The organism is Halopiger aswanensis (assembly GCF_003610195.1).
Taxonomy (GTDB): Archaea; Halobacteriota; Halobacteria; order Halobacteriales; family Natrialbaceae; genus Halopiger; species Halopiger aswanensis.
Genome location: NZ_RAPO01000001.1, coordinates 512,592 through 533,031, shown reverse-complemented (window position 1 = coordinate 533,031; position 20,440 = coordinate 512,592). Strand labels below are relative to the sequence as shown.

General features: G+C 67.1%; 21 protein-coding genes and 2 pseudogenes. 8 read left to right on the top strand and 15 right to left on the bottom strand.

The features are described 5' to 3' along the window. Positions 1–5 precede the first annotated feature (5 nt). Both arsN2 and truD read right to left on the bottom strand, forming a co-directional pair. Positions 6–467 carry an arsenic resistance N-acetyltransferase ArsN2 gene (gene arsN2 / locus ATJ93_RS02565; protein WP_120243064.1) on the bottom strand — a complete coding sequence of 154 codons (462 nt, stop codon included), beginning with the start codon at positions 465–467 and terminating at the stop codon, positions 6–8. A 43-nt stretch (positions 468–510) separates the two neighbouring features. After that, a complete protein-coding gene (gene truD / locus ATJ93_RS02560) occupies positions 511–1,908 on the bottom strand; it encodes a tRNA pseudouridine(13) synthase TruD (RefSeq protein ID WP_120243063.1) in 1,398 nt (465 codons plus the stop codon). A 146-nt stretch (positions 1,909–2,054) separates the two neighbouring features. Here truD and ATJ93_RS02555 point away from each other — a divergent pair, with 146 nt between their 5' ends. Next, complete coding sequence (locus tag ATJ93_RS02555; RefSeq protein WP_120243062.1) at positions 2,055–2,255, top strand: hypothetical protein; 201 nt, start codon at positions 2,055–2,057, stop codon at positions 2,253–2,255. Between the two features lie 26 nt (positions 2,256–2,281). On the opposite strand, the gene pth2 is transcribed toward ATJ93_RS02555, so the two are convergent. Both pth2 and ATJ93_RS02545 read right to left on the bottom strand, forming a co-directional pair. Then, positions 2,282–2,620 (bottom strand): peptidyl-tRNA hydrolase Pth2, encoded by a 339-nt coding sequence (pth2, locus tag ATJ93_RS02550; protein ID WP_120243061.1) that lies wholly within the window; start codon positions 2,618–2,620, stop codon positions 2,282–2,284. Between the two features lie 76 nt (positions 2,621–2,696). Next, on the bottom strand, positions 2,697–3,512 hold the full coding sequence (locus ATJ93_RS02545) for a hypothetical protein (RefSeq protein ID WP_120243060.1): 816 nt from the start codon (positions 3,510–3,512) through the stop codon (positions 2,697–2,699). A gap of 156 nt (positions 3,513–3,668) precedes the next feature. Between ATJ93_RS02545 and dcd the strand changes: the two genes are divergently transcribed. Further along, on the top strand, positions 3,669–4,280 hold the full coding sequence (gene dcd, locus ATJ93_RS02540; protein WP_120243059.1) for a dCTP deaminase: 612 nt from the start codon (positions 3,669–3,671) through the stop codon (positions 4,278–4,280). A gap of 81 nt (positions 4,281–4,361) precedes the next feature. Here the strand turns inward: dcd and ATJ93_RS02535 are convergent, their stop codons facing one another. After that, a complete protein-coding gene (locus tag ATJ93_RS02535; RefSeq protein ID WP_120243058.1) occupies positions 4,362–4,739 on the bottom strand; it encodes a hypothetical protein in 378 nt (125 codons plus the stop codon). Between the two features lie 174 nt (positions 4,740–4,913). Between ATJ93_RS02535 and ATJ93_RS02530 the strand changes: the two genes are divergently transcribed. From ATJ93_RS02530 to ATJ93_RS02515, 4 genes are all read left to right on the top strand, one after another. Then, a complete protein-coding gene (locus ATJ93_RS02530) occupies positions 4,914–5,813 on the top strand; it encodes a thiamine-phosphate synthase family protein (protein WP_120243057.1) in 900 nt (299 codons plus the stop codon). 16 nt (positions 5,814–5,829) lie between these two features. Then, the gene (locus tag ATJ93_RS02525; RefSeq protein WP_120243056.1) at positions 5,830–6,582 is read left to right on the top strand and encodes a class I SAM-dependent methyltransferase; all 753 of its coding nucleotides are present in this window, start codon (positions 5,830–5,832) and stop codon (positions 6,580–6,582) included. 105 nt (positions 6,583–6,687) lie between these two features. Further along, on the top strand, positions 6,688–7,359 hold the full coding sequence (locus ATJ93_RS02520) for an ABC transporter ATP-binding protein (protein ID WP_120243055.1): 672 nt from the start codon (positions 6,688–6,690) through the stop codon (positions 7,357–7,359). Beyond that, positions 7,356–8,246, top strand: a complete 891-nt coding sequence (locus tag ATJ93_RS02515) for an ABC transporter permease (RefSeq protein WP_245977495.1) — start codon at positions 7,356–7,358, stop codon at positions 8,244–8,246. The genes ATJ93_RS02520 and ATJ93_RS02515 overlap by 4 nt, the downstream gene beginning before the upstream one ends. Positions 8,247–8,296: 50 nt before the next feature. Here ATJ93_RS02515 and ATJ93_RS02510 read toward each other — a convergent pair whose 3' ends face one another. From ATJ93_RS02510 to ATJ93_RS02480, 7 genes are all read right to left on the bottom strand, one after another. Further along, entirely contained in the window at positions 8,297–8,707 is a 411-nt protein-coding gene (locus tag ATJ93_RS02510; protein ID WP_120243054.1) for an acyl-CoA thioesterase, read from the bottom strand. Positions 8,708–8,833: 126 nt separating this feature from the next. Beyond that, on the bottom strand, positions 8,834–9,637 hold the full coding sequence (locus ATJ93_RS02505; RefSeq protein ID WP_120243053.1) for an alpha/beta fold hydrolase: 804 nt from the start codon (positions 9,635–9,637) through the stop codon (positions 8,834–8,836). A 99-nt stretch (positions 9,638–9,736) separates the two neighbouring features. Then, complete coding sequence (locus tag ATJ93_RS02500; RefSeq protein ID WP_120243052.1) at positions 9,737–10,564, bottom strand: DUF7001 family protein; 828 nt, start codon at positions 10,562–10,564, stop codon at positions 9,737–9,739. 57 nt (positions 10,565–10,621) lie between these two features. Then, positions 10,622–12,163, bottom strand: a complete 1,542-nt coding sequence (locus tag ATJ93_RS02495; protein ID WP_120243051.1) for a DUF5059 domain-containing protein — start codon at positions 12,161–12,163, stop codon at positions 10,622–10,624. 194 nt (positions 12,164–12,357) lie between these two features. Continuing rightward, the gene (locus tag ATJ93_RS02490; RefSeq protein ID WP_245977494.1) at positions 12,358–15,030 is read right to left on the bottom strand and encodes an AAA family ATPase; all 2,673 of its coding nucleotides are present in this window, start codon (positions 15,028–15,030) and stop codon (positions 12,358–12,360) included. Positions 15,031–15,176: 146 nt separating this feature from the next. Then, positions 15,177–16,106, bottom strand: a complete 930-nt coding sequence (locus tag ATJ93_RS02485) for a sulfide-dependent adenosine diphosphate thiazole synthase (protein WP_120243050.1) — start codon at positions 16,104–16,106, stop codon at positions 15,177–15,179. Positions 16,107–16,345: 239 nt separating this feature from the next. After that, the gene (locus ATJ93_RS02480) at positions 16,346–16,786 is read right to left on the bottom strand and encodes a cupredoxin domain-containing protein (protein WP_120243049.1); all 441 of its coding nucleotides are present in this window, start codon (positions 16,784–16,786) and stop codon (positions 16,346–16,348) included. Between the two features lie 161 nt (positions 16,787–16,947). Here ATJ93_RS02480 and ATJ93_RS02475 point away from each other — a divergent pair, with 161 nt between their 5' ends. Continuing rightward, positions 16,948–17,673: a protein sorting system archaetidylserine synthase gene (locus ATJ93_RS02475; protein ID WP_120243048.1), complete on the top strand. Its 726-nt coding sequence runs from the start codon at positions 16,948–16,950 to the stop codon at positions 17,671–17,673. Positions 17,674–17,742: 69 nt separating this feature from the next. After that, a pseudogene (locus ATJ93_RS02470) lies at positions 17,743–18,372 on the top strand (HEAT repeat domain-containing protein); the annotation flags it as partial. Here ATJ93_RS02470 and ATJ93_RS02465 read toward each other — a convergent pair. From ATJ93_RS02465 to sufD, 3 genes and pseudogenes are all read right to left on the bottom strand, one after another. Further along, positions 18,331–18,483, bottom strand: a pseudogene (locus tag ATJ93_RS02465) (metal-dependent transcriptional regulator); the annotation flags it as partial. The pseudogenes ATJ93_RS02470 and ATJ93_RS02465 sit on opposite strands and share 42 nt — an antisense overlap. Before the next feature lie 97 nt (positions 18,484–18,580). Continuing rightward, the gene (locus tag ATJ93_RS02460; protein WP_120243047.1) at positions 18,581–19,075 is read right to left on the bottom strand and encodes a ferritin-like domain-containing protein; all 495 of its coding nucleotides are present in this window, start codon (positions 19,073–19,075) and stop codon (positions 18,581–18,583) included. 150 nt (positions 19,076–19,225) lie between these two features. After that, a complete protein-coding gene (gene sufD, locus ATJ93_RS02455) occupies positions 19,226–20,440 on the bottom strand; it encodes a Fe-S cluster assembly protein SufD (RefSeq protein WP_120243046.1) in 1,215 nt (404 codons plus the stop codon).

Sequence of the window (20,440 nt, the reverse complement as noted above, 5' to 3'; positions counted from 1 at the left end):
GAGTACTACAGCGACCGTCGCAGACAGGTTGCGGTCGCCGGACAGAGGTCGGCGAACTGGTCGGTCCGGCGGATCGCCGGCGGCGCGTCAGATCGGTCGATCCGTTCGTAGCCACGATCCGCGAAGAACTCGGCCGCGGTCGTCGTCAGCAAGTACAGCCGCTCGATGCCGTCGGCTCGAGCGGCCTCCTCAAGTGCGTCGCAGATCGCCGTTCCGTAGCCGTTCGACCGCGCTCCCGATTCGACGACGAGCGACCGAAGGAGTCCGTCGCCGCCGTATTGCTCGAGGCCGCCGATTCCGACCCGCTCGTCGCCGTCGGAAGCGATGTAGAACGCCTCCGGCTTCTCGCGGACATCATCGTTCGGGAGGTTAGTGGCCTCGAGCAGGGATTCGACGTACGCGAGGTCAGGGTCGCGGGCACCTCCTCGCTCGCCGATCGGACGGAGCGTGATCGACGCGCTGTCCATGCGGGATAGCAACGACGACGCGCTACTAGTCGCTACCGGTCGTTCACCCGAGATCGATGGGGTCGACCTTCAGGTACTCCCGCGCCACGACCGTCGCGTAGGACCCTTTCGGCAGCGCAAACGACAGCGAGAGCGGGTCGGTTCCGACCTCGAGATCCGTCTGCACCAGCATCGCCCGCCGCGTCCCGCTCGAGTAGAACTCGTCGGGGAGGTCGAAGTCGTCGGGATCGAGGTCGAGATCGTCGAGCACCTCGCGCTCGATTTCGCCCTGCTCGCCGTCGGCCAGGTCCGTCTCCGTGCCGACAAGCGGCGCGGTGACGAACGCGCGGCCGCGCTCGCAGTGACGCGTCACCGAGTCGACCCGCCGCTCGTCGACCCGCTGGAGTCGATCCGTGTCCGGGAGGACGAGCCCCTCGGGTGCGTCGGTGTCGGCGAAACAGACCACGTCGCCCGCGACGGGCCGGTCGAACGGCAGCCCGCGCTCGAGGCGTTTCGAGAGCATTCGGTTGAACGCGTAGGACTGCGCGGCGTGGACGAACAGCCGCTGGAGGTTGGAGGGGAGGCGCTCGAGCGCGGCCCTGAACTCATCGGGTCCGGGTTCGCCGTCACACTCCGCGAGTTCGTGGAGCATCGAGCGCTCGTAGCGCAGGCGGTTGGGGAACCGCTCGAGGGCGGCCTGCCAGTCGCGAGTCTCCTCGACGAACGTTCTTGCCTTCTGAGTCCCCTCGGGTTCGGCCTCGGTCGGTCGGCCGAGGTAGGCCATGACTGCACCCTCCCAGTCCCCGCGGACGATCTCGAGGCCGACCTCGTGGGTGATCGGACGGCGGCTGCCGAAGCGCTGCTGACCGAAGAAGTTGGGGACGCCGACGGAGACGGCGTCCACGTCTCCATCCTCGGTCTCCGCCCCCGAGCGCCTCGAGCCGCCTCGAGCGTTCGACTCGTCGAACCCGCCGAATTCGTGCAGTTCGTCCGTAATCTGCGCTGCGTTGTCGGGCCGCTCGGGATCGGTCACGACGAGTTCGAACTCGTTGCCCGCGAGATCGCCGAACTCGAGCGAGCGGCCCGCCCGCCCGAGCACCTCGATCTCGGCGCCGTTGACCTCGGGCAGGTCCGCGGGGTCGGCGCCGTAGACCGAGAACAACTGCGTCGTCACGGCGTACTTGTCCTTCGTGCCGGCCCAGTTGACTCGCTCGCGGGAGACCCCGAGCGCATCGGAGAGCCGGGTCGCGAAGTCGTTCGTGTCCCAGCCCCGCAGCGTCGCGCGGACGACGAGGTGGGGATAGGCGTCCGTATTCGCGTCCGCGGGCTCGGTGTCGAACCGCTCGAGTTCGCGGACCCGAAACTGGTCGTCGTCGTCGCGCAGGTGGCCGCCGACGCCGTCGGCGTCGCTGACGTAGTATGCCATGCCGACGGCCTGCTCTGTGGGGTGGGCTGGACGCATCGCTTGGCGGCGATTCGGTCGCCGGCGGTAAATCGGTTCGTTCTTCGCCCGGCGAATGGCGGAACTCGAGCGGTGGCGGCGGGTCCGGCACCGCGACCTGCGCTTGCACGCCCGTCGCTCAAATTCATCGCCGCGAACGCACATACATGAGCGATGCCCCATCCCGTTCGCTGGACGACGATTCGCCACCGGGTATCGAAGATCCGGAACAGTTGTGCGACGCGATCGTCGAACTCGTCGACGCGCTCGAGGCTGGCGATCTCCTCGACGAAGAACAGGCGGACGAACTCCGGTCGGACGTCTACAGTTCGGTCGAACTGGTCGAACTCCCCGAAGAGGAGGAGTAAGAGGACGAGTAGCGACGCCCGGCGACTCAGAACAGCGAGAGCTCGCCCGTCACGCGGTCGATCCGATCGTCCGCGGCGGGGCCGACGGCAAGCGCCGTGACCGTGCCGGGCTCGAGTTGCGTGTGGCCGGCGTCGCGCACGAGTGCGTTGGGAATCCCTTCGCTGTTGGCGATTTCGGCGAGTTCGTGGAGCTGCCGTTCGCTCTCGCCCTTGAGGACGACCTTCTTCTGCCCGCCGTCTTTCCACTGCCGTCGGAGCTGGCTGTCGGCCTTCTCGTAGGCCGACAGCGACGCGTGGGCGACCTGTGCGGCGAGTTTGCCCTGGCCCATGCCGATGTCGGTGCGAGCGACGATGGCCTGTTTCATAGCCGATCCGACGACGGGAGCGCCTTTATCACTGGCTATCCGTTCCTGCTGCGCTCTCCGTTCTACTGCGCGCCGATCAGTGAACGAGCCCGTCCTCGAGCCGAAGCTCCCGTTCGGTCCGTTCGGCCTCCGGCCCCGCCTCGACCAGCGCCGGCTTCTCGATCGAGTTCGAGAATCGATCGGGGTCGGGCTCGACGCGCTCGGTCATCGTCGTGAAGACGGAGCCGCGTCGGCCGCCCGCCATGACGATCCCGCCGTACTTGCGCTCCGCGAAGGACGTTTCGTCCGGGTCGGGGAACTCCTCGCGGATCAGGGCCGCGCCGTCTCGGACGCGCTCGGCCGCTCGGCGCTGTGAGTACTGGCTCTCCTCGTAGTAGGTCTCGGCGTACTCGTCGGCCAGTTCCTCGGCGGCGTGTTCCGGCGACTCGTAGTGGATCGATTTCGGCGTGGTGTAGTCGTCGGCGAACCGGACGTTCACCACGAAGCTATCGGGGTACCGCAGGATCAGCGGGACGTACAGCAGTTCCGTCACGGTTGCGGACTGCTGGATCCGCCAGAGCCCCTCGACGAAGTACGCGGTGATCTCGGCCACCCGGTCGTCGCGCTCGTCGCGGTAGTAGGCCATCGCGACGTCCTCGTAGTCCTCGCCGGCGATGTCCTGGAGTTGCCGTTCGATGATTTGGGCTGCGTGTTCGAAACTCGTCTCGAAGGCGACGGAGAGCGGCACGTCGGGGTCGGCCAGCAGGGACGCCCGTCGCTCCTCGGCCTCCGCGAGCGTCACTGCGTTCTCGTGAAAGGCCCGCTCGGCGTCCGCGTCCGGAAGGGGTATGCGGACGGCACGCTGGTGCAGCACCTGCGCATCACCGCAGAAGCGGTCCCGTCCCCCGGTCATGCGGCGACGTACGGCCCGGGGACTAATAATCGATTAGGCCGATCCCCGATTCGGAAACCCGAACACTGCCGCCGAACGCGAACGTGCAACTCCCGTGACGCGTTCGCTCGAGTCGGATCGGGTCATTTAGGGGCCCGTGGCTCGCTCCTACTCGATATGATCCTCTCCGATGCGGACATCCTCGAGCGCCTCGAGGCCGGCGACCTCGTCGTCGACCCCCTCGACGAGCCCGAGTTACAGATCCAACCCGCGAGCGTCGACCTTCGACTCGGTCGCGAGTTCCTCGAGTTCCAGCGGACGAACATCCCCTGCATCCACCCCAACTCCGAACAGGAAGTCGACGAGTACGTCACCGAGACGGTCGTCGACGAAGGCGACGATTTCATTCTGCACCCGGGGGACTTCGTCCTCGGCACGACCCACGAGCGCGTCGAGATTCCGGCGGACCTGATCGCCCACGTCGAGGGGCGCTCCTCGCTGGGCCGGCTCGCCGTCGTCGTCCACGCCACCGCGGGGCTCTGCGACCCCGGCTACCGCGGGCAGATCACGCTCGAACTCTCGAACCTCGGCACGGCACCCGTTGCGCTTACGCCCGGCATGCGGATCTCACAGCTCACCTTCACCGAACTCAAGACGGAGGCCGAGCGGCCCTACGGCAGCGAACGCGGTTCCAAGTATCAGGATCAGGACGGCCCGCAGGCCTCGCGCATCCAGAGCGACCACGAGTTCGGCGGCGACCAACTCGAGCGAGAGGCTGAGGGCGAGTAAGCGCCACCTTCAGCAGCCTCGCCCACGACCGGTCGCAGCGATTCACCGTTCTCGAGACTCGAGCCGATTACGACGATCCGCTTACGACGGCGTGGCCGCCGAGCGGGCGGTGTAGCGCCAGACGCCGACAGCCACAAGAACGCCGAGGAGGAGGCCGACGCCCAGCGAACTCACCGTCCCGATAGGCTCGAGGGCGGCGCCGCCGACGATCCCGGCGACGAAGCCGACCCCGAATCCGATCGCGGTGCCGCCGATTCGCTGTCGGCCATCGGGGACGTCGTCGACGAACCCGACCGAGACCGCGATCGTCACGACGGCACCCGCGATGGTCCCGGTGAGCAGGCCGAGAAAGACCGAGAACTCGATCCAGTGAGCGGTAATCGCGGTCACGCCGATGCCGACGCCGAAGAAGGCCGCGATCCCCGCGACGAGCGCGAACACGCCAGTTTTGAGGGACATTACTGATAGCTTCCGTCCCCAGGGACAAGTATATGCAGTGTCTCGAGTCGCCGCAGGCGTCGGCATGCGTCCTCGAGCGGCCCAGTACGAGAGTTGTGACAGTCGGCCGCGGTCGCCACTGGCGGACCGCCGGGACAAATGAGTTATCCGGCGCGCGCCCGTAGGCCCGCGCAAATGCAATTCGTCGAAGAAATCGTCGTGGACGAGTTCCTGCCGACCGTCCGGTCTCTGCTGGCCGGCGAACTCCGCGAGCAGGGGCTCACCCAGAGCGAAGTCGCGGAGGTGCTCGGGATCAGCCAGAGCGCCGTCTCGAAGTACGCCCACGGCGACGTGACGACCAACGATCGCATCGCCGCGGACGAGCGCGTCCAGACCCTCGTCACGGATCTCGCCGAGGGACTTGCGGCCGGGGACGTCACCCCAGTCCAGGCGCTCATCGAGATCGAGGTGCTGATCCGCGAACTCGAGTCCGGCGGCGACCTGCTCGCACAACTCCACGAGGACGCCGTCCCCGAACTCGCCGAGCACGGCACCGGGTTCCGCGTTCACGACCCCGAGAGCGACCTCCGGACCAGCGAGCGCGTGCTCTCCTCGCTGCGACGGGGCCTGCGCATCCTCGAGAACGCGAGCGGATTTTCGACGCTGATCCCCGCGGTCGGCTCGAATCTGGTCGCCTGCACGCCCGACGCGAACGACGTCGACGACGTGGCCGGCGTTCCCGGCCGGATCTTCGACGTGAAGGGTCGGACGACCGTCCCGGCGGAACCCGAGTTCGGCGTCTCCGAACACGTTGCGACGGTGCTGCTGGCGGCGCGACGACACGGTTCGGACGCCGCGGCGGCGATCAACATCCAGTACGACGAGGACCTGCTGGGCGACCTCCGGGAAGCCGGCCGCGTCACCGCGGAGTTCGACGAATCCGACGACATCCCCTCGAGCATCGGCGCGGCGATCGAGGACGAACCCGAGGCGTCGGTGCTCTACCAGACCGGCGGCATGGGGATCGAGCCGCTGATTTACGTCCTGGGACCGGACGCGGAGTCGGTCGCGGATACGGTCCGGTCGCTGCTCTGATCGGAACGGAATTGACATGCAAGAGCCGACGCGCGGCACCTCGGACGTGGACTCGAACTCGAGTACGGGCTCGGAAACCGCCCAGGAGTTCTACGGCCGCTGGGCGCGCCTCTACGATCTGATCGCGCGCCGGACGCCCGGCATCCCGGCGCTGCGCCGCCGAGCGGCCGCCGCCTGCCGCCTCGAGCCCGGCGACACCGTCGTCGAGATGGGCTGTGGCACGGGTGCGAACCTCCCCTACCTGCGCGAGCGGGTCGGCCCCGAGGGGACCGTCGTCGGCCTCGATTTCACGGGCCCCGTTCTCGAGCGCGCCCGCGAGTTGACGGCCGAGTACGACAACGTCCACGTGGTTCAGGGTGACGCGACGCGGCCGCCATTTGCTGGCGACGCGCTCGAGAACGTCGGCGTCGACGGCAGCGAGATCGACGCCCTGCTCGCGACCTTCGTCGTCGGGATGCTCGAGGACCCCGCGGGTGCGGTCGACGACTGGTGCGACCTCGTCGGTCCCGGCGGCCACGTCGTCCTCGCGAACGCCGCCCGCAGCGACGCGTGGTACGCGCCGCCGGTCAACGCCGTTTTCCGGGCGATCGTCGTCCTCTCGACCCCGCCGACGACGAAGCTTCGCTACGAGAACGACCCGCACCTGCGCCTCGACGAGAAGATCGACGCCGCCCACGCGCGACTCCGCGAGCGATCGGCTGCTATCGCCGACGAGACGCACGTCTTCGGGGTCGTACGGCTCACCGGCGGTCGAATCGCTAGCAACTAGCAACTCGAGACGCCGGCTCTTCCCCGGCTCCGCCGGCGATTACGACCGTCTGTTCGGCCAAGGAACAGTGACTTGAGAGTGCCGTCCGTACCGGCGTCACAACCAATGGCGTCGAAACTCGAGACGGCGGCACTCACCCGAGTCGTCGACGGCGAGCGGATCGTTGACTCGGTCTCCGTCGACGTCCCGGCCGCCGAAGTCGCGGCCGTTATCGGACCGTCCGGGGCCGGCAAGTCGTCGTTCCTCCGGTTGCTCAACCGCCTCGACGAACCGACCTCGGGGACGGTCTCTCTCGACGGGCGCGATTACCGCGACATCGATCCGCTCGAACTCCGCCGTCGGGTCGGGTTCGTCCCGCAGGATTCCGCGTTACAGTCCGGGACCGTCGGGGAGAACACCGCGCTCGGCGACCGACTGCGCGACCGGCCGGTCGACGACGAGCGCGTCGACCGATTGCTCGAGCGCGTCGGGCTGGCGGGGTACCGCGATCGATCCGTCGAGGAGTTGTCGGGCGGCGAGAAACAGCGGATCGCGATCACCCGCACGCTGTACGTCGACCCCGAAGTACTGTTGCTCGACGAACCGACTGCCCACCTCGACTCCGAAACTGAACTGCAGATCGAACACCTGCTCGAGGAACTGGTCCGCGAGGACGACCTGACCTGCGTGCTCGTGACCCACGATACCGAGCAGGCGCGCCGGCTTGGCGATCGCATCCTCGAGTTCGAGGGCGGCCGCGTGACCCGCTCCGGGGAGCCCCGGGAGGTGTTTCCGTGACGCCGAGTAGTGCCGTAACCGCAAGCGCGATCGCGAGCGGACTCACGCTCGCGACTGCAAGCGCCGGTGAGGATGCCCTCGCGACGCTCTTCGAGCACGCGACCGATTCGGCGGTCGTCACCGGCTTCGTCCAGATCGGGATCGCGATCGTCCTCGCAGTGCTCGTCCTGCTGGTCACCTACGTCCGGGATATGGGGTTCGGTCGCGAACTCGCCACGACCGCTGGACGCGGATTCGTCCAGATACTTGCGGCTGGCGCGGTGATCGGCACGCTGCTCGCGGCACACCTCGCGTGGGCGAGCGTCGTCCTGACGTTCATGATCGTCGCCGCAGCGTGGATCTCCCACAAGCGCGGCGCGGCGATTCCAGGGGCGTTCCGTGCGTCGCTGCTCGCGATTGCCGTCAGCTCCGGGCTCGTAATCGGCTCGATGGCGTTGGTCGCCGTGATCGAGCAAACGATGCGGGACCTGATCGTCATCGGGAGCATGGTCATCGCGATGGCGATGAAGACCAACTCGCTGACTCTCGAGCGGTTCACTGGCGAGATATCAGCGAACCGAGCGGAGATCGAGGCGGCCCTGAGTGTCGGCGCACCGCCTGATTGCGTCGTCGGGGAGTACGTCTCGACGAGCGTCTACGCGGCGCTGGTGCCGGTCCTGGACAAAATCAAGAGCCTCGGTATCGTCTCGATCCCCGGGCTGATGTCGGGGATGATCGTCGCGGGCGCGAACCCGATCTACGCCGCCCAGTACCAATTCGCCATCATGCTCCTGCTCTTCGCGGCCGGTGCGCTGACGAGCATGTCGAGCACCCTGTTGGTCAGCCGGTACGTCTTCACCGACGCAAAGCAACTCGACGACGGCGTGCTCGAGGCGATTGACGCGTAGTGCAGGGGTTCCCCGCTTTGCTGTCCCCGACTGCTATTCCAACAACGACACTACTCCTCGGGTTCCGATCCCTCGTGCGCGACGATCCGCTCGCGAATAGCGGACGGAATCGGCCCCGGCCGCTTGGTTTCGGGGTCGACGAATACGACCGTCGATTCGCCGGTCGCGACCGAGTCGCCGTCGACCCGGAGGTCGTAGGCCATCGTCGCGCTCGAGTCGCCGAGGTCGGTGACTTCGGCGGTGACGATCGGATCGTCCTCGATCGTCAGCGGCCGTCCGAAGTCGATCTCGAGGTGCGCGATGACGAAGTTCAGGTTCTCGAGGTCGACGTCGAAGACCTCCTCGACGTAGGCGACGCGAGCCTCCTCGAAGTAGCTCGCGTAGACCGCGTTGTTGACGTGATTCATCGTGTCGAGGTCGCGGTACCGCACGTCGACGTCGACGGTGATCGGATCGCTCATATGTAGCTCATCGAACGGGACTCCGATAGAAGTGGGCTGGGTTTCCGGCAGGGACGGCGCGACGTCGCGACGGGAGCGGCGGCGCGTTCCCGTTCGAGAAAACCCGAACGGCTAGGAGCCGTTCGGTCAGCCGGCGAAATCGGCCAGTTCATCGTTGATCTTCTCGGTTTCGTCGGTGACGAGGCCGTGGCCGCTGTTCTCGAACCGGACCAGTTCGGCGTTCTCGATTCCGTCCTCGAGCACCTCGCCGGTGATCTCGATCGGGGTGACCTCGTCGTGGGTGCCGTGGTAGACCTTCGTCGGGACGGTGATATCGTCCATGTCCGGCCGGAGGTCGGCGTCGCGCCACGTCTCGGCGGAGGCGACCGTCGCGTGGCCGGCCGCTTCCATCCCGAGGCTCCAGATCCAGTGCAGCAGCTCGTCGCTCTGGTCGGTGTGAAACAGCATCGCGGCGAAGTCGGCGTTCATCTTCGCGCGGTCGGTCCGCGCGCCCTCGATCAGCGGGTTCACCTCTGACGCTGCGAGCCCCTCCGGGAAGTCCGGTTTCTCGGTGATGACCGGGCTCGCGGGGGCCAGCAACGCCAGCTTGTCGACGCGGGCCTCGTCGTGTCGGCTCATGTAATGCGTCGCCGTCCCGCCACCCATCGAGAACCCCGCTAACGTGACGCCGTCGACGGCCAGTTCGTCGAGCACCGCACGGACGTCGTCGGCGAACCGGTCGTAACTGTAGTCGCCGTACGGTTTCGCCGATTTACCATAGCCGCGGAGGTCGATCCCGATGCAGCGAAAGCCCGCCTCGAGGAGGTGAGTGAACTGGTACTCGAACATCCGGTGGTTAAGCGGCCAGCCGTGGAGGAAAACGATGGGGTCGCCCTCCCCGAGGTCCCGGACAAATACGTCGGCGCCATCTTCAGCCGTGATGTAAGGCATACATCAACTGACACCTTAGCTACTGGTATCAAGGGGCGCCTTTCATAGTCCGAGTCGCTGGCCGCCAGCGGGCCGGAGACGATTCCACAGTGTCGCTCGTTAGTCCCCGCCCCCGTACAGTCGGGCGTGTTCCGCACAGAACGCCGGTTCGCGAAGTTGGGCGTCGATCAACTCCTCGTGATAGTGGGCGTTGTAGAGTCGACACCCCTCCCGATCGCAGAACTCCTCGCCGGTCTCGAGGACGTGGTACGCCTGCAGGACGTATCCCTTCAACGCCTCGGTCGTCCGCGGATCGTTCTCGATCAGAAAGTCGCCCTCGACCTGGTTCTCGAGGACCTCCCGCGGCGGCGTATCGCCCGACAGCAGAGCGTGGCGCTGCTTTTCCTTGTAGTACGCCTCGGGCTTCGCGGGCGCCTCGTAGAGCCCCGGCACCGACACCAGCGCCGGCTGGCCGAGGACGGTTACCCGCTTGTGCCAGCGGCCGTCGTGGTCGCCCCAGGTGCCGATCGCCCGGTCGAGGACGGCGACGTGGAGCGTCTCGAGGTCGCGTTCGTCGTCCGGCAGCGCCGCGTTCAGCGCCCGCTGGACCTGCACGCCGTCGTAGAGCACGCCGCCCTCGCGTTCGGGGTGCTCGAGCGCCCGCTCCTCGTAGCGGATCGTTCCGAGCATCGTGTTGCCGGTCTCGCGCTCGTGGGCCGATTTGACGCGCGCCTCGGCGAACCGCTCGGCGAGATCCGCCGTTCGGTGCACGTCGAGGAATCGATCGCGGACCGTCACCGTCGCGTCGATGCGCGACTCGAGCCAGTCGGCGATTTCGTCGACGTCGGCGACGGGTTCGGTGTTGTCTCCCTCCTCGGTGTCGCCACCTCGAGACGCCTCGCCGACAACGGGCGTCGGTGCGCGGTAGCAGATGACGCGGTCGACCATGTATAAGATGGTGGTACCATTCGGTGAAATACTTGCGGTCGACCCGCGGCGTCGGCGTTACTCGACGACGATCGTTCCCGTCATCCCGGCCGCTTCGTGGGGGATACAGACGTACTCGTGCTCGCCGACGGTCTCGAAGGTTCGGACGTAGGACTGGCCGTCTACGACCGCTCCGACGCCGTCGTCCCACCCCTCGCGGGCGGCGTCCTCGCTCTCGAAGTCGCCGGACGCCCAGTACTCGGCGTCCTCGGGGATGTCGTCCTCGTAGGCCGTGACGGAGTGGGGTTCGCCCTCGACGAACTCCCAGGCGACGGTGTCGCCCGCAGAGATCGTGATCTCCGCCGGCTCGAAGGACACGGCGTGCATCTCGACGACGTGATCGGCGTCCTCGGGCACCCCGTCGACGACGTTCGGGCCGCCCTCGAGGTCCTCCTGATGGCCGTGGCCGTCCTCATGTTCGTGTCCGTGCTCGCCGCCCTTGCCCGGCGCCTCCTCGAGCGCGCCGGCGACGGCGAACTGCGCCCGCTGTGCGGCCGCGGCGAAGTTGCTGGCCGCCTCGTCGACGCCTTCGCCGGCCGCGAGCGCTTCGATGTAGGCCTCGAGTTCGCTCTCGAAGGCTTCGTAGGTGGCGTGGTCGGCTTCCTCGAGCGCCTCGTGCGAGCGAGCGCTCTCGAACCGCCCGAAGGTATCGCGCATCACGTCTGCGGCCGCTTCGGCGTCGACGCCCTCGAGATCGTTGAGGACGGCGGCGTCCCAGGCGCGGGCCTGCATGGTCGCCAGTTGGGCCGCGTGGGCGGCGGCGTCGTCGGCCGCGAGTTCGTACGCCGCGTCGACGGCAGCCGTGAGCGCGGCGTCCGCCGCGGACGCGACGTCATCGCCGTTCTCGTCGCTCGCTGCCTCCGCCAACGTCGGCAGTTCGCCCTCGAAGGCCGCGTACAGGTCGCCGTTCGTTCCGCTGAGTTCGTCGTGGACGGTCGCGGACTCCCAGCGCTCGTCCGTCTCCTCGGCGAGCGTCTCGGCAGCCCCGAAGTGGCCGGCGGTCGCGAGCACGTCGATATCCGCGACGCGAGCGCCGAACAGCGCCATCTCGAGCGCGAGCGCGTTCGCCTCCTCGAGGCGGGCGCGCTGGGCCGCCTGCAGCTGTTCGTCGGCGAGCCCGACCTCCGTTCGGACCCGTTCGAGGTCGCCCTCGTCGAGCCCCTCGAGGCGAAGTTCCTCGACGGCCTCCTCGAATTCCTCGTAGAACTCGTGATCCGTCTCCTCGAGTTGCTCGTGGGCGCCCCATTCAGCGGTCGCGGCTTCGAATCGAGCGAGCGTGTCGCCTACTACCGACCCGCCGACCTCGAACTCCTCGGCGATGCCGAGCGCGAGCGCGTCGGCAGTTCGGGCGCGGATGGCGTTCCACTCGGCCGCGACCCCGAGTTCCGGACCGGCGGCCATTTCGTCCTCTTCGCTGCCGCTCGAATCGCTGCTGTTCGAGTCGTCGTCGCCCGAATCGGAGTCGTTCGTTCCCGTCTCGTCCGAGCCGCCCGTACAGCCGGCGACGGCCGTTCCTGCGACTGCTGCGCTCAACGCCAGTAGCTTCCGTCTCGTTGCCATATCTTTTAGGCTGGCCTAAAAATTGAAATACCTTTCGGGAATTCCAACCGAACGCAAGTTCCGACGATATCCGCATCCAAATACGTCCAAGTTCCGACGTTCGGTACTGTAAGTACTACAGTCGAATAGCTTTCATCCCGTCATACTGGGGAGGGTTATCCACGCCAGACTGAAAAGAGGTGCTCGGCGTCTCGTCAGCGGTACCAACTATCGGTTCGGTCGGCCGTCGCGGTGACACCTGCCGGTTCGCCGGCCCGCTCGAGACTGGGCGTCGTCTCCGCGACTGCGTCCAGAAGGTGGCGCTCGCGGACCTGATCGCCGTCGTGCATCGCCCGTCGCGCCGCGTTGTCCGCAAGCAGGGCGAGGTCGCTGGCAGCGTACCCGCTGGTGCGCTCGACGATCGTCTCCCAGTCGCAGTCGTCGGCGACGGGCCGATCCGCGAGGTGGACCTGAAGAATCGCCTTCCGGGCGGCCGCGTCCGGCGGCGCCACCTCGATTCGCTCGTCGAACCGACCGGACCGCAACACGGCATCGTCGACGTCCCCCGGGCGGTTCGTCGCGGCGACCACGACGACGTCTTCGTCGGCGTCGCCGAGGGACTCGAGTTCGGTCAGCAGTTGGTTGACCATCTGGCGCTGGCTCGCGCCCCCGCTCCCGTGTCCACCGCGCGCGCCGGCGATGGCGTCGATCTCGTCGAGGAAGACCAGACACGGGGCGTTCTGCCGGGCGATCTCGAAGAGATCCGCGACGTTCTGTGCTGGCTTTCCCATCCACTTGCTGGTCAACTCCGCCGGCGACACCTCGAGGAATGCAACGTCGAGTTCGCCCGCGAGCGCGCCGGTGACGTGGGTCTTCCCGCAGCCGGGCGGCCCGTACAGCAGGATGCCGCCGGCCGTGCCGAGCCCGTACTTGGCATACTGGTCGGCGTTCTCGAACGGATCGATCACGGTCTCGTGCAGGCGGTCTTTGAGCGCGTCCATGCCGCCGACGTCGTCGAAGTCGCGATCGACGCTTGGCGTCACCAACGATCGGGCGCTCAACTCGACGCCATCGGGCTGGGTGATCGTCTTCCCGTCGCCCAGCGCCGAGCCCGCCCAATCGGGAACGCTCGAGTCGACCTCGTCGGCTGCCGCGAGCAGGTGCTCGGTCCCGATTCGGTCGTCTTCCCTGAGTGCCCGCCGCGCCGCGTCCGTCGCGATGTACTCGAGGTCGCTGGCGGCGTACCCCGCGGTGCGGGCGACGACGGGATCGAACTCGAGGCCGTCGGCCAGCGGCCGCTCCTCGAGGTGGATCCGCAGGATTTCCCGCCGCGCCGGCTCGTCCGGCGGCGGCACCTCGATCTGCTCGTCGAATCGGCCCGTGCGAACGATGGCGTCGTCGACGTCGTCGAGCAGGTTCGTCGCCGCGAGCACGAGCACGTCGTCGCCGACGTCCTCGAGTTCGGTCAGCAGTTGGTTGACCATTCCGCGTTCGCTCGTACTCGACTGCTCCTCGCGGGCGCTCGCGATGGCGTCGATCTCGTCCAAAAAGAGGACGCAGGGCGCGTTCGCCTCGGCGATGGCGAAGACGTCCTGGACGTTCTCGGCGGGTTTGCCCATGTACTTGCTCGAGAGGTCCGCCGGCGTCACCTCGAGGAACGCGTAGTCGAGTTCGCCCGCGAGCGCGCCGGCGACGTGAGTCTTCCCGCAGCCCGGCGGGCCGTGTAACAGCACCCCCGAGACGGGATCGAGCCCGTACTCGCGGAACTCGTCGGGCCGCCGGACCGGCCCGATCACGGACCGGCGCAGCGTTCGCTCCAGTTCGACCATCCCGCCGACGTCGCCGAAACAGCGGTCCGGGCTCGGGTCGACGAGCGTCTTGGCCTCGAGTTCGGCGTCCTCGGGTTGTACCGGTTCGTCTCGGTCCGTTCGTCGGCCGCCGGCGTTCCGTTCGTCCGCACCGCCGTCACCAGTCGCGTCTCCGTCATCGCTCCGCTTCCCGTCGCCGCGGGCAGTCGCGTCGTCCGGCTGCTGTTCGTCGCTCGAGCGCTCGTTCCCGGTCTCACCGGCTCCCCCGGCGGTTCCGTCGCCGTCGGCGTCGCGGTCGGCCGACCCGGACTGGTCGATCGCCTCGCGGATCGACGTGTGCGCGTACCGCGCGAGTCGACTCTTGTCCTCGCGGAGAAACGCCGACAGCCAGCCGTGGCTCGCGTCGTCGGTACGTGCATCCTCGAGGCCGCGGACGACGCCGATGAGGTCGCGTTCGTCCGGACGGTACACCTCGCAGACCCAGAACGGGAGGTAGAGGCGGGTCACGTCGGCGACGCCCTCGAACGACTCGAGATCGAGGTCGTCGGGCAGGCCGAACGTCTCGCGCAGTTGGTCGGCGAACGAGGCGGTGATCGACTCCGGATCGCCGAACGCTCGCGACTCGGCGACGTCCTCGACCCGCTCTGGGAGCAACTGGCGCGCTCGCTGGGTCGGCACCTGGAAGTCCAACAGCACGGTTCTTCCCAGTCCCGGCTCGTCGCGTCCGAAATCGTAGTAGTCGAGCGAGACGGTCTCGAGCGAATCGGTACCCGACCGGTACTGCTGGAGGGCGGCGTGGTTGTCCGTCCAGAGCCCGTCGAGCAGCGTTACGCCGTGGTCGGTCTGGTCGCCCCAGGGAAGCGTGCTCGAGTCGGAATAGCGGTACTCGACCCGGAACACCGGGTAGAAGACGCGGTGGAGTCTGGTCAGTTGTGCGTCCGGTCCCACCGACGCGACGGCGTTGGCCTCAAGCGCGTGGCCGATCGCCCCCGCCGCGGACAGCGGCCGATCGACGTCGATTCCGCTCGGAATCATTCGCGCCAGATCACCCGCTGCGTTCGTCGCGGTCGCGGCCGCCATCCCGGCGTCGCGTCTCGGTTCGGCATTACGCCGCCCCTTTCGTATCGACGAAAATTACTTTATCGGTTGAAACGAGCTCGACGAGCGGTCGCGGTCCAAAAACGGATAGCGACGGCTGCGTCGGTCTCGCGTCGGCCGATGCCGGCTCAGTCGTCGGCCGGCGTCGCCGCGCGCGAGGTGATGTCGACGGGTTCGGCGTCGACCTCGAGTTCGTCCAGCGCAACCTGCGCGGCGCGCTTGCCGGAGACGAGCATGGCGCCGAAGGTCGGACCCATGCGCGGGAGGCCGTAGGTCGTCGCCGTGGCCATGCCGGTCGCGATCAGGCCGTCGTGGACGAGGCCGGTGTGCTCGACGACGGCGTCCTCGCTCTTGCCGACCCACATCGAGTCGTGGCCGGGCGAGTCGTGGCCGGGTGCACCGTAGCTGTCGTCACCGGTCTGGTCCATGCCGGCGTTCTCCTTCGCGTCCTCGATGCCGGGTGCGTCGAGCACGCCGCGCTCGTCGAGTTTCTTGACCGCCATCGCGTCGTGGCCCGTCGCGTCGATGACCAGGTCGGCCTCGACCGCGATCGGGTCGACGCACGTAATTTCGCGAGGCAGCGCGTGGACCGGCGTCCAGTTCATCACGATACCGGACACCTTGTGGTCCTCGCGGATGACGATGTCCGTAAACTCGGTCATGTTCTGCATCTTCGCGCCCGCGTCGCAGGCGGCCTTGATGAGCCCGGAACAGGCTTCGGGGCCGTTGGCGATGTAAAGGCCCTCGCTGTCCTCGGACTGTTTGTAGGACACGTCGAGTTCCTCGAGGATCTGCTGGGCCGGATCTCGCACCGTCACCTTGTTCATCAGGAAGCCGCCGAGCCAGAACCCGCCGCCGAGGTAGTTGTTCTTCTCGACGACCATCGTCTTGACGCCCCGTTCGGAGAGTTCCTTCGCCGCGGTCAGCCCCGAGGGGCCGCCGCCGACGATGATGACGTCCGAGTCCGAGAAGTCCATAAACTCCTCGGTCCACTCCTGGCCGATCGCTCGGGTCACATCTGCTTCGCCCACCTGACTGAACTGATCAAATTCGCTCATACAACTAGGTGGTAGCAACCAGTGGTGAAAAATCTGTCGCGATGTAATCCGTTTGATATCCGTTCGCGATTCGCCGCTAGTGACGCCTCTCGAGTGCGAAATTCGCAGTATCTCGTCTCGAGATCGACGGGCCAAGACGGCGGTCGGCACCGAGAGTGATCGAGAAGCGGGGATCGGCGGAGAATACGGGCGGTGGGCTGGTCGCGATGCTCGTACTCGAGGCCGGACCGGCCGCTCAGTTACTCGGTGACGACGATCGTCCCGGCCATTCCCGCCCGAATGTGGGGTTCGCAGAAGTAGGTGTAGGTGCCGGGGACCTCGAAGGTGTGCTCGAACGTCTCTCGAGGGCCGAGCCGGCCGCCGCGGTGGTCGTGCCAGGCGTCGACGGCCGTTTGTTCGTCCTCGAAGCCGCCGGTGGCGAAGTACTCGGCGCCCTCGGGCAGGCTCCCTTCGCGGGCCGTGATCGTGTGGTCGGCGCCGCTCGTGTTCTTCCAGACGACGGTTTCGCCGACGGTCGCCTCGTACTCCTCGGGGACGAAGGAGTTGCGGGTCATGCCGATAGTGCAGTCCTCGCCCGCGCAGAGTTCGTCGTCGCTGAAGGCGCTCATGACGGTCGAGCAGCCGGCTAGGCTGACCGACACGGCGGTTCCGACGGCGGCGAGGTAGGCGCGCCGGTGCATACCGACCGTTGGGCACACCGCGACATAACCGCCGTGGTTCGCGGCTCGAACCGGACAGCTATCGCGGTCATCCCAGCGCCGAAACGCGATCGAAAGTCAGTTCCAGCGACACCGTGGCGAAACGAAAACACGTAAGGGATCGGCCCGCCGAATCCGCGAGTATGCTTCCGCGGTTCGTCGGCCGGTTGGGCGTCGCCGACGCGGTGACGATCGCGAACGCCGCCCTGGGATTCGTCGCCGTCGTCGTTGCCTTCGTCGACATCGATCTCGCCGCTCGCCTCATCCTGTTCGCGGCCGTCGCCGACGGCCTCGACGGGATCCTCGCCCGCCGCTACGGCGGCACCGAAGCCGGTCCCTACCTCGACTCGCTCGCCGACGTCGCCTCCTTCGGCGTCGCTCCCGCAGTCCTCGCGTTCGTCGTCGTCTCCCGCGGCCTCGAGATCTCCCTCGAGACGGTCACGCCGGAACTGCTGCTCGTGGCGGTCGTCTGCGCGCTGTTCGTCGCGACGGCCGTCACCCGCCTCGGGATGTACACCGCCTACGACGTCGCGGCCAACTACACGGAGGGGATCCAGACGACGCTCGCGGCGACGATTCTCGGAGCGGCGATCCTCGCCGGCGTCGCGGATCCGTGGCTCGTGCTCGCGGTCACCGCCGCGTTCTGTTACCTGATGGTCTCGCGGATCCGGTACCCGGACCTCCTCGCTCGCGACGCGGGCATCATGGGCGTCGTCCACGTCCTCGCGATTCTGATCCCCACGTTCGCGGGTCGGACCTTCCCGTACGCACTCCTGACGCTCGGAATCGCGTACATGACGCTCAGCCCCTGGTTCTACTGGCGGGAGGACCCCCAGCCCGCGGAGACCGACGTGCATGGAAACGCTTAGGGCGATCCTGCCACGACCGTCACGTATGGACAGTGTCACGCGTCGGCGTCGTCTCGCACGGGTGGTACCATGAGTGAGGAATCGAACGGCGACGAGACCGAGCCCGAAGCCGAGGACGAGGCGGACCAAGAACAATCCGCCGACCTCGAGGCCATTCGGACCCGGCTCGAGGCGCTGAACGACGACCTCGAGGGGCTCCAAAGTGACCTCGAGGCGGCCGAGACCGAGGACGACTTAGACGTCGTCGAGGCCGACATCGAGGAGTTCCGCGCGGACCTCGAGGAAATCGAGATTCCGGAACCGCCGGAGGAAGAAGACGAGGACGAAGACGACGAAGAGTCCGAACCCGCACCCGAAGAACAACTCCAGGAGACCTACGACGAGATCGAAAGCGACGTCTCCGACCTCGAGGACGACCTCGAGGACAAGCGCGGCCCCTACGCTGAAGACGTCATCGGCGAGATCGACGGCGTCAGCGGCACGATCACGGGCACGCGCTGGGCCGAGGAGGGCGACGAGGAACTGATCGACGCGACCGAAGCCTTCCTCGCGGACTTAAACGACCTGCTCGGAACCTCAGTAACGCTTCCCAGCAATCTCGAGCCCGCAAGCGGGGCCGAACTCGGCGAAAACGGCGAGGAGGAGAAGACCGTCCCCGACGAGCTCGCGCTCCTCGAGTTTGCCGATCATCTCGTTGACGCTCGCCGGGCTCACCTCGAGGAGATCCGCGAGCGTCCCCGTCGACGCCGGTCCGTCTTCCATCCGTTGTGCGAGGTAAATCGCCTTGAGATACTGATCTGCGGTGTTCATCGCGTCCCTCCGTTGCCGTTGGTGTTGTCGGTCGTCGGTGCTCGGGTCGAAACCGATGTCGATGCCGCACCCGCGGCGGCGATCTCGGTCGCCCCGATCATGCTCTGTGCTCCATGATTTCCGCGACCTCTTCGACGCCTTCCTTCTCCTCCTCGCGGATGTCGTACAGCGTCTCGAGCAGCCGATCGCGATCGATCGCAAACTCGCCGTCGGCGGCTTCGATCGCGTCGATCAGGTCGTCGTAGAACTTGTAGGCGGTCTCCTCGTTGGCCAGTTGGTCGTAGAGGACGCCGTCGGTGTCCTCCGGCGGCCCGTACTGGGCGTCGACCAGGGCATTGATTTCCTCGTACGCCACCGTCTCGGCGTCGAGATCGTCGATCAGCGCCTCGAGTCGCTCGCGGTGCTCGGCCGACTCCTCGCTGGCCTCTACGAGCAACTCCTCCACCGCCTCATCGACCTCCGCCCGTTCGTCCGCCGGCAGAGACTCGAGGTGGTGGGCGGCGCGAGACTCGACGACCTCCTCTAACACGACCCCGATCTGCAGGAGTCGCGCAAGCTGGTGGTCGTTCGAGACGCGCTGTCCCAGACTCATATCTCGATAAGTGGGCCGCTGTTACTTAGTCGTCTCGGAGCACCATCGGGTGAGGAGTACATTTTGCTCGCACCCGCGGCTGGGAGCCGACGGTTTCGGCACCAGGAGAACAGAACGCGACGAGAACGGAAAGAGACTGGAGAGAACGCGTTAGTCGCGCTGGCGGAGTCGGGTCGCGATCAGTTCCTCGAGGTCGTCGCGCAGTTCGTCGACCGCGATCTCCTCGAGGACCGGCACGAAGAAGCCCTGGACGAGCATGTTCGTCGCGGATCGCTCGTCGATGCCGCGGGAGGTCATGTACAGCAGGTCCTCGCGGTCGATCTGGCCGACCGTCGCGGAGTGGCTGGCCTCGGTGTCGTGGTTGTTGATGATCAGCTTCGGCGAGGCGTCGGCCTCGCTTTCGTCGCTGAGCATCAGCGTGTTCTCGCGCTGGTAGGAGCTGGTGTCCCACGCATCTTGGCCGACGTCCTGAACGCCCTCGTAGACCGAGCGGGCGATGTCGTCGGTGACGCCGCGGGTGACCAGATCAGCGGTGGTGTGCTCGGCGCGGTGCCAGACCTTCGCGTCGAGGTCGAAGTGCTGGTCGTTGTGGCCGTAGAAGGCGCCGACGATCTGGGTCTCGGCGGAGTCGCCGTTGAGCTCCGTCGAAACGCCGGACTTCGTCAGCTGCGTGCCGAGGTTGACCTCGATCCAGTCGATCGTCGCGTACGTGTCGGCGTCGCCGCGCTTGAGCGCGAAGTTGTAGGCCTCCTCCGAGAGGTTCTGGAGGCTGCCGTACTGGACGTTGCTGTTCTCGCCGGCGACGACTTCGACGATGCCGCTGTAGTACTGCTCGTCCTGTTCGGCGCCCGTCGACTGGCGCTCGAGGATCGTCACGGAGGACGATTCCTCTGCGACGACGAGCGTGTAGTTGAACAGCGAGCGGGAGTTCTGCTCGGTCCGGATGGTGACGTCCTCGGCGTCGACGCCCTCGGGGACGTAGACGACGGTCCCGGTGCTAAACAGCGCCGTCGAGAGCGCCGTCAGGTAGTTTTCCTGCGGGTCGACGATCGAGCCGAAGTGCTCCTGGATGAGGTCCTCGTGCTCCTGTACGGCCTCGGCCCATGGGAGGACGTCGACCTCGTCGGGACCGACCTGATCCTTGTCCTCCGCGGCGTTCAGCGGGTCCACGAGCGACTCGAAGTCGAGTTCGTGGAGGTTCGTCCACTCGCGACCCGGCGTCTTGATAACGTCGGGCATGTCGAGGGCCTCGAGCGCCTCGAGGGCCTCGAGGCGGGTCTCGAGGAGCCAGTCGGGCTCGTCTAAGTTCCCGCTGATTTCGCGGACCTGTTCCTCCGTCAGATTGGCGTGTACCTGCGTGCTCAT